A 6,000-nucleotide genomic window follows, 5' to 3' on the forward strand; every position below is an offset into this window, starting at 1 on the left:
TAAAAATCAAGGAGTACATCGTGGGAGACGATATTCTTACAATCGAAGAAGTTGCAAAATATCTCCGAGTTTCGGAAAGAACAGTTTATGATTGGGCGCAGAAAGGTGAAATCCCGGCCGGCAAAATCGGCACGGTATGGCGCTTTAAAAAATCAGAAATCGAGAAATGGGTGAACGAGAGGCTTTCCTCTTCTCAGAAACCGGCCGAGCCGAGCCACATCGTCGCTGTAAAAAACATTCTCTCTCCTGACCGCATCGTGTTCATCGAGCATTCTACTAAGCATGACGCAATCGTTGCTCTTGCTCAGAACCTTGCGACTGCGCCTCAGATTAAGAACGAGAAGGAGCTTGTTGACGAAATCCTCAAGCGCGAGGAACTTATGTCTACGGCTATTGGCCGCGGAATCGCAATTCCTCATGTACGCCTTTCTTCTGTCACCGATTTGGTAATGAGCGTTGGTATCTGCAAGCACGATTTGCTCGACTTCCAGACAATCGATGATTCTCCTGTCCGCATCCTCATCATGATTGCGGCTGCTTACAACCAGCACTCATACTACTTGCAGACACTCAGCTTCTTCAGCTCTAAGCTCAAGGGCAAGGAAGTCCGCGAGGCTCTCCTTGCTTGCAAGGATCCGATGGAAGCATATAATATCCTCACAACCGAGTAGTCGGGGCGTTGATCGTTCGCTGTCGCTCACTATCGAGTTTTGCAAATGCAAAACTCGCAGAATTCTTAGGGGCTTGGGGCGCGGTTCAGGCATAGCCTTCACCGAGACTCGTCTAGAAACTCACCTCGTGAGTTTCTTCGCCTTCGGCGACCGGCTCCCTACCCCAGGAGAGAGGGTAGCGGAAAACGCAAAGCGGTTGGAGCGAGGGGGAGACTTCCCCCTTTAAATTTTGTATAATAGGCGCATGAAAAAAATTATTTTGATTCTTTCATGTGCCTTTTCTTTTTTGTTCTTAGCCTGCAACAAGTCAAATCAGGTTCATCTGGTCGGCGAAAATGCCCTTTTTACCCTCGGTTACGGAAATTTCGAGGATGAGCTTAATCTTTTTGACCTCGCAAAGACCGGCAGCATCCGCACTTACATGACGATGCGCGACGGTTTCTTCTATATCGCGAACGGAGAGTCCAAAAAAATCCTTGAGCTTAATTCTTACGGCGACTTGCTCAGCCTTTATTACAACGACGAGTACCTTAAGAATGTCACATTTGCCGAGAAAAATTCCACGAATTCAATCAAAAAAGCGGTGTCTTACCCGTTCAACACGCTGGGGCCTCTCACAGTTGATTCTCGAAAATATATCTACGCGGTTGACACCCTTCCTTTGGAGCGGCAGGAGCATGATGATGCGAACCGCCTGCTTTTGTCATCGGTCGTGCTTCGTTTTGACTCGGCCGGAAAATTCATCGATTATCTGGGGCAGCAGGGGCCTGGGGGCACGCCTTTCCCTTATGTCAAGAATATTTATACCACGCGAGAGAATGAGCTTGTCGTAGTCTGCACGAGCAATGACGGATTCATAGTTTATTGGTTCAATACGAACGGATTCCTTCTATATACTATTCCTGTTTCGCAGAATTCTGTTCCGAAAGTTCAGCGCGATGATTCTTCGGAAGTGCCTGCATACATTTCAATCGGCAACATCGTTCCTGATAATTCCGGGCATAAGCTTTATGTCAAAGTTGATTATTACATGGCCTCGCTTGATTCAGCCCTCAAGGTTCAGTCTGGAATTGACTATTACACAACGCTTCTGTGTCCGTTGAATGTCGAGACTGCGCTTTATGACGAGCCTCTGGAAATTCCGCCTTACGAATATTCTGTTACGGAAAATTTGACCAAAGAGATTTACAACCTTCCTTTTGACCTTTTGGGAGTCACGGAGAACGGATGGTTCTTCTTCATCGTTCCGAACGAGGAGGGCTTTATCGTGCAGATGGTTCAGCCTGACGGACAGAGGATTGTCAAACGCTCGCTTTCTGTAGATCACTCAAAGAATCTTTATTACACGCTTTCTTTGAGCGGAAACGGAATCATTTCGGGGCTTTTCGTGCGCAGCGAGAACGCGCAGGCTGTATGGTGGCGCACTGATTCGCTTTTGGCTTCGTTCATCAATCAGTAGAGGCTTTCTATGGATTTGTCAAAGATTGAGGAAACACGCGATGAAAATCAGAACCCGGAGGAGAACCTTGTTTTCCATTACAGCCGGGCGGAACGGCTCAAGCGTGCTCCAAAAATCGTGCGGGATTATTATTCCGGGGAGTTCAAACCGTACAAGGGCGGCCTTTTAAAATCACTTGTCGCGACAAAGGCCAACAGGCTGCTTTTTGTCACTATTGTTTTTACTTTCGGCATCATTCTTTTCGTGCGATATTTCGGGCCGGAAAAAAAGAGCGGTACTCTGAACAAAGTTGATGTCTCCGCGTCGGCTTTTTCTTACGATGATTCAGTTTATGCGAGCGTGAAGTTCAATGAGGCCGGGAAAAAGGTAAAGTCTGATTTTACGGAAGGTGTTCCTGTCTGGGCGACCGTGACGGCTTACGATAAGGACGGCGGGGCTGTCGCAGAGGAAAAACTGATTGGAAAATACGAGGGAAATGAACTATTCTTGCGGACAACTTTTTCCGATTATGATATAATAAGGATTGGTGCGGTTTGCGGTATGGGCGAAGCTCTTCTGAGCCTTGAATGCCCGGTCGAAAAGCGATAGCCGTGCCTTGCGAGTGAGGATTTTATGCTGCAGTTTTATTTTTTGTCAATCTTGTTGAACCTTGTTGCAGGTCTTATTTTTATTTATGCGGTTAAAGGCGAGGGCGAGACAAATCTCGTGCTTTCTGATTCCGATGATCCTTTTGCTGAGGGAGGGGCTTCTTCGGCTTCCGCTGATTTTGATCCGGAGAACGATGACCTTGATTTGAACCTTGACGAAGATGCTTCCGGGGCAGGTGATTCTGATTCTCCAAAAAACAAAAAATCTTCTTCCGCAGCGGGATTGAAATCTCTTGCAGTTCCTTTCCTCGGTGACAAGACATTGCAGCTCGTGGTCGGAATCCTTTCGGCTCTCACAGGCCTTATGAAATTCCTCTCTCCGATTCAGTATGATGTTCCGGTCGTCGGCGACTTGATTCCTTCATTGGCAGGGCTTGCTGCTGGCGCAGTTCTTTTGCTGGACTGGTATCAGGACAGAAGCGATGTTGCCATCACTTTGCCAGAATCTGTCCAGAATATCTATGAAGGTGGCCGTAAGTATCTCGGAATTTTCTGTATCATCGCGGCTGTTCTGCATTTCATTTTCCCAAGAGTTCTGTTCTTGTAAGAATGTCCAAAAATCAAATTGACATGACTGAGGGGGCGATTTTCCCTAAACTGGTGAAATTCGCCGTCCCTCTGATTCTCAGCTCAATCCTTCAGCTTCTCTTTAATGCTGCTGACATTGTTGTCGTCGGCCGGTATGCGGGTGACAATTCCCTTGCGGCTGTCGGCTCAACAAGCTCCATGGTCAACCTTATGGTCAATTTTTTCATCGGGCTTGGCGTGGGCTGCAATGTCGTGGCGGCGAATTTTCTTGGTGCTGGCAAAAAGGCTGAGCTTAACCGCACGGTTCATACGACAATTGTTTTGAGCCTGTTTGGCGGGCTTCTGCTCACTGGAATAGGACTGAAGTTTTCAAGGCAGATTCTGATTCTTATGGCATCGCCGGAAGATGTTCTTCCTCTCTCAACGCTTTATCTTAAGGTCTTTTTCGGAGGAATCACGGCTACTCTGGTCTACAATTTCGGAGCGGCATTGCTCAGGGCGAAGGGAGATACCAAGCGGCCTTTGTACATTCTTCTCGTTGCTGGTGTAATCAATGTAATCCTCAACCTGATTTTCGTGATTTTTTTCAATATGGATGTTGCGGGAGTTGCGTTTGCCACTGTTTTGAGTCAGGTTTTTGCCGCCGCCTGCGTATTGTGGATTTTGTGCCATGAGGATGAGGAATTCCGTCTTGATTTCAGAAAACTTCTCCTTGGCCATAGCGACCGTGAGATTATTCTTCGGATTATTAAAATCGGGCTGCCTGCCGGATTTCAGGGAATGTTGTTCAGTTTCTCGAACATGGTGATTCAGTCCGGCGTGAATTCCTTTGGCGCGGTTATGGTTGCCGGGAACAGCGCGGCTCAGAGCATAGAGGGCTTTGTCTACATATCGATGAACAGTTTTGCTCAGGGAACGCTTACTTTTGCGGGGCAGAACATGGGCGCGAATAAAATCGACAGAATCAAGCGGCTTATCGTGATTGCAGAATTGGTCGTTACCGCGGTTGGCCTTGTGCTTGGAATGACAGTCTTGTTTTTCGGAAGACCTTTGCTTGGAATTTACTCAGACAATCCTCTGGTCGTTGATGCCGGAATGTTGAGGCTTTCCGTGATTCTTGCGACTTACTGCACCTGCGGCATGATGGACTGCATGGCGAGCGCAATTCGCGGGGTGGGGCACTCAGTCATGCCGATGATTGTAACTCTTGTCGGGGCGTGCGGGCTTCGTATGGTATATCTTTTCACATTCTTCCAGATTCCGCGTTTCCATACATTCCAGAGCATTTTCTATTCATATCCGCTCAGCTGGGTGGTGACATTCGTATTTTTGACGGCAAGCTTTGTGTGGATTATGAAAAAAATTGAAAGATAGGAAATTTAAGTCATAAAATTTAAATATTGCTATCTCCCTGAAATTGTGCTATTCTTTTTAAATAATCTTTTTTATAGGAGCATTACATGACTTACACTGCAGAAGTGGAACATATGTGTCCTTTGGCTAAGGGCGCATATCATGGTCCTGCACCAATCCCTGAGGAAGGCGAGTGGGTACAGGTTAAAAAAATCGAAGATGTATCTGGATTTACACATGGTATCGGTTGGTGCGCACCACAGCAGGGCGCTTGCAAACTTTCTTTGAATGTTAAGAACGGTATCATCGAAGAGGCTTTGGTTGAGACAATCGGCTGCTCAGGCATGACTCACTCAGCTGCTATGGCTTCAGAAATCTTGATTGGAAAAACTTTGCTTGAGGCTCTTAACACTGACCTCGTTTGTGACGCTATCAACACAGCTATGCGCGAGCTTTTCCTCCAGATCGTTTACGGACGAAGCCAGTCTGCATACTCAAAAGACGGTCTCAAAGTTGGTGCTTCTCTCGAAGATTTGGGAAAAAATCTCCGCTCACAGGTTGGAACTATGTTTGCTACTCGCAAAACTGGTCCTCGCTACCTCGAAATGACAGAAGGTTATGTTGAGACATGTGCAATCGACAAGGACAACCAGATTATCGGTTACAACTGTATCAACTTCGGTAAATTGATGGACGCTCTCAAAGCTGGCGTTGAGCCAAAAGAGGCTATCGAGAAGGCTCGCACACACTACGGTCGTGTAACAGCTGATCAGGGCATGGTTAAACTTATTGACCCAAGAAAGGAATAAGGAGAAGAAATATGGCATTATTTGAAGATTTCGCAGGCCGCATTCCTCAGGTGAATAAGGCTCTTAAAGAATATGGTTTCAAAGAGGGCGAGGCTGGTCTCAACGAAGCCCGTGACCTCTGCAAAGCTCGTGGTTTCGACCCTTATGAGATTTGTCAGTCAACACAGCAGATTTGTTTCGAGGACGCTAAATGGGCTTATGTTCTCGGTTCAGCAATCGCTATCAAAGAAGCTGAGAAAACTGGTGACAAAACAGGTTCAACAGCTGCCGCAAACATCGGTAAAGGCCTTCAGGCTTTCTGTTTGCCAGGCTCTGTAGCTGATGACCGCAAAGTAGGTCTCGGACACGGAAACTTGGGCGCGCGTCTTCTTTCTGAGGAGACACAGTGCTTCGCATTCTTGGCTGGTCACGAATCATTCGCAGCCGCTGAGGGTGCAATCAAAATCGCTGCTAACGCTAACAAAGTTCGCAAGAACAAGCTCCGCGTTATCCTTAACGGTCTCGGAAAAGACGCAGCTCAGATCATCAGCCGA

At 47.1% G+C, this 6,000-nt stretch carries 7 protein-coding genes; all 7 read left to right on the top strand.

Going from position 1 to position 6,000, the window contains the following annotated elements:
- Positions 1 to 17 precede the first annotated feature (17 nt).
- The gene (locus tag IJJ71_RS03720) at positions 18 to 671 is read left to right on the top strand and encodes a PTS sugar transporter subunit IIA (RefSeq protein ID WP_486389612.1); all 654 of its coding nucleotides are present in this window, start codon (positions 18 to 20) and stop codon (positions 669 to 671) included.
- A gap of 244 nt (positions 672 to 915) precedes the next feature.
- The gene (locus IJJ71_RS03725) at positions 916 to 2,130 is read left to right on the top strand and encodes an LIC_12708 family protein (RefSeq protein WP_296845390.1); all 1,215 of its coding nucleotides are present in this window, start codon (positions 916 to 918) and stop codon (positions 2,128 to 2,130) included.
- A 9-nt stretch (positions 2,131 to 2,139) separates the two neighbouring features.
- Positions 2,140 to 2,718 carry a hypothetical protein gene (locus IJJ71_RS03730; RefSeq protein ID WP_296845392.1) on the top strand — a complete coding sequence of 193 codons (579 nt, stop codon included), beginning with the start codon at positions 2,140 to 2,142 and terminating at the stop codon, positions 2,716 to 2,718.
- A 24-nt stretch (positions 2,719 to 2,742) separates the two neighbouring features.
- Positions 2,743 to 3,324, top strand: coding sequence for a hypothetical protein (locus tag IJJ71_RS03735; protein WP_296845393.1), 582 nt, complete (start codon positions 2,743 to 2,745; stop codon positions 3,322 to 3,324).
- A 2-nt stretch (positions 3,325 to 3,326) separates the two neighbouring features.
- Entirely contained in the window at positions 3,327 to 4,679 is a 1,353-nt protein-coding gene (locus tag IJJ71_RS03740; protein ID WP_296845394.1) for an MATE family efflux transporter, read from the top strand.
- Between the two features lie 86 nt (positions 4,680 to 4,765).
- A complete protein-coding gene (locus IJJ71_RS03745; RefSeq protein ID WP_184657885.1) occupies positions 4,766 to 5,467 on the top strand; it encodes an iron-sulfur cluster assembly scaffold protein in 702 nt (233 codons plus the stop codon).
- An 11-nt stretch (positions 5,468 to 5,478) separates the two neighbouring features.
- Positions 5,479 to 6,000, top strand: a 522-nt coding sequence (locus IJJ71_RS03750) for a GGGtGRT protein (RefSeq protein ID WP_296845396.1), incomplete at its 3' end; no start/stop codon positions are given.

It is taken from the genome of Treponema sp., from assembly GCF_017430385.1.
In the GTDB taxonomy this organism is placed as follows: Bacteria; Spirochaetota; Spirochaetia; order Treponematales; family Treponemataceae; genus Treponema_D.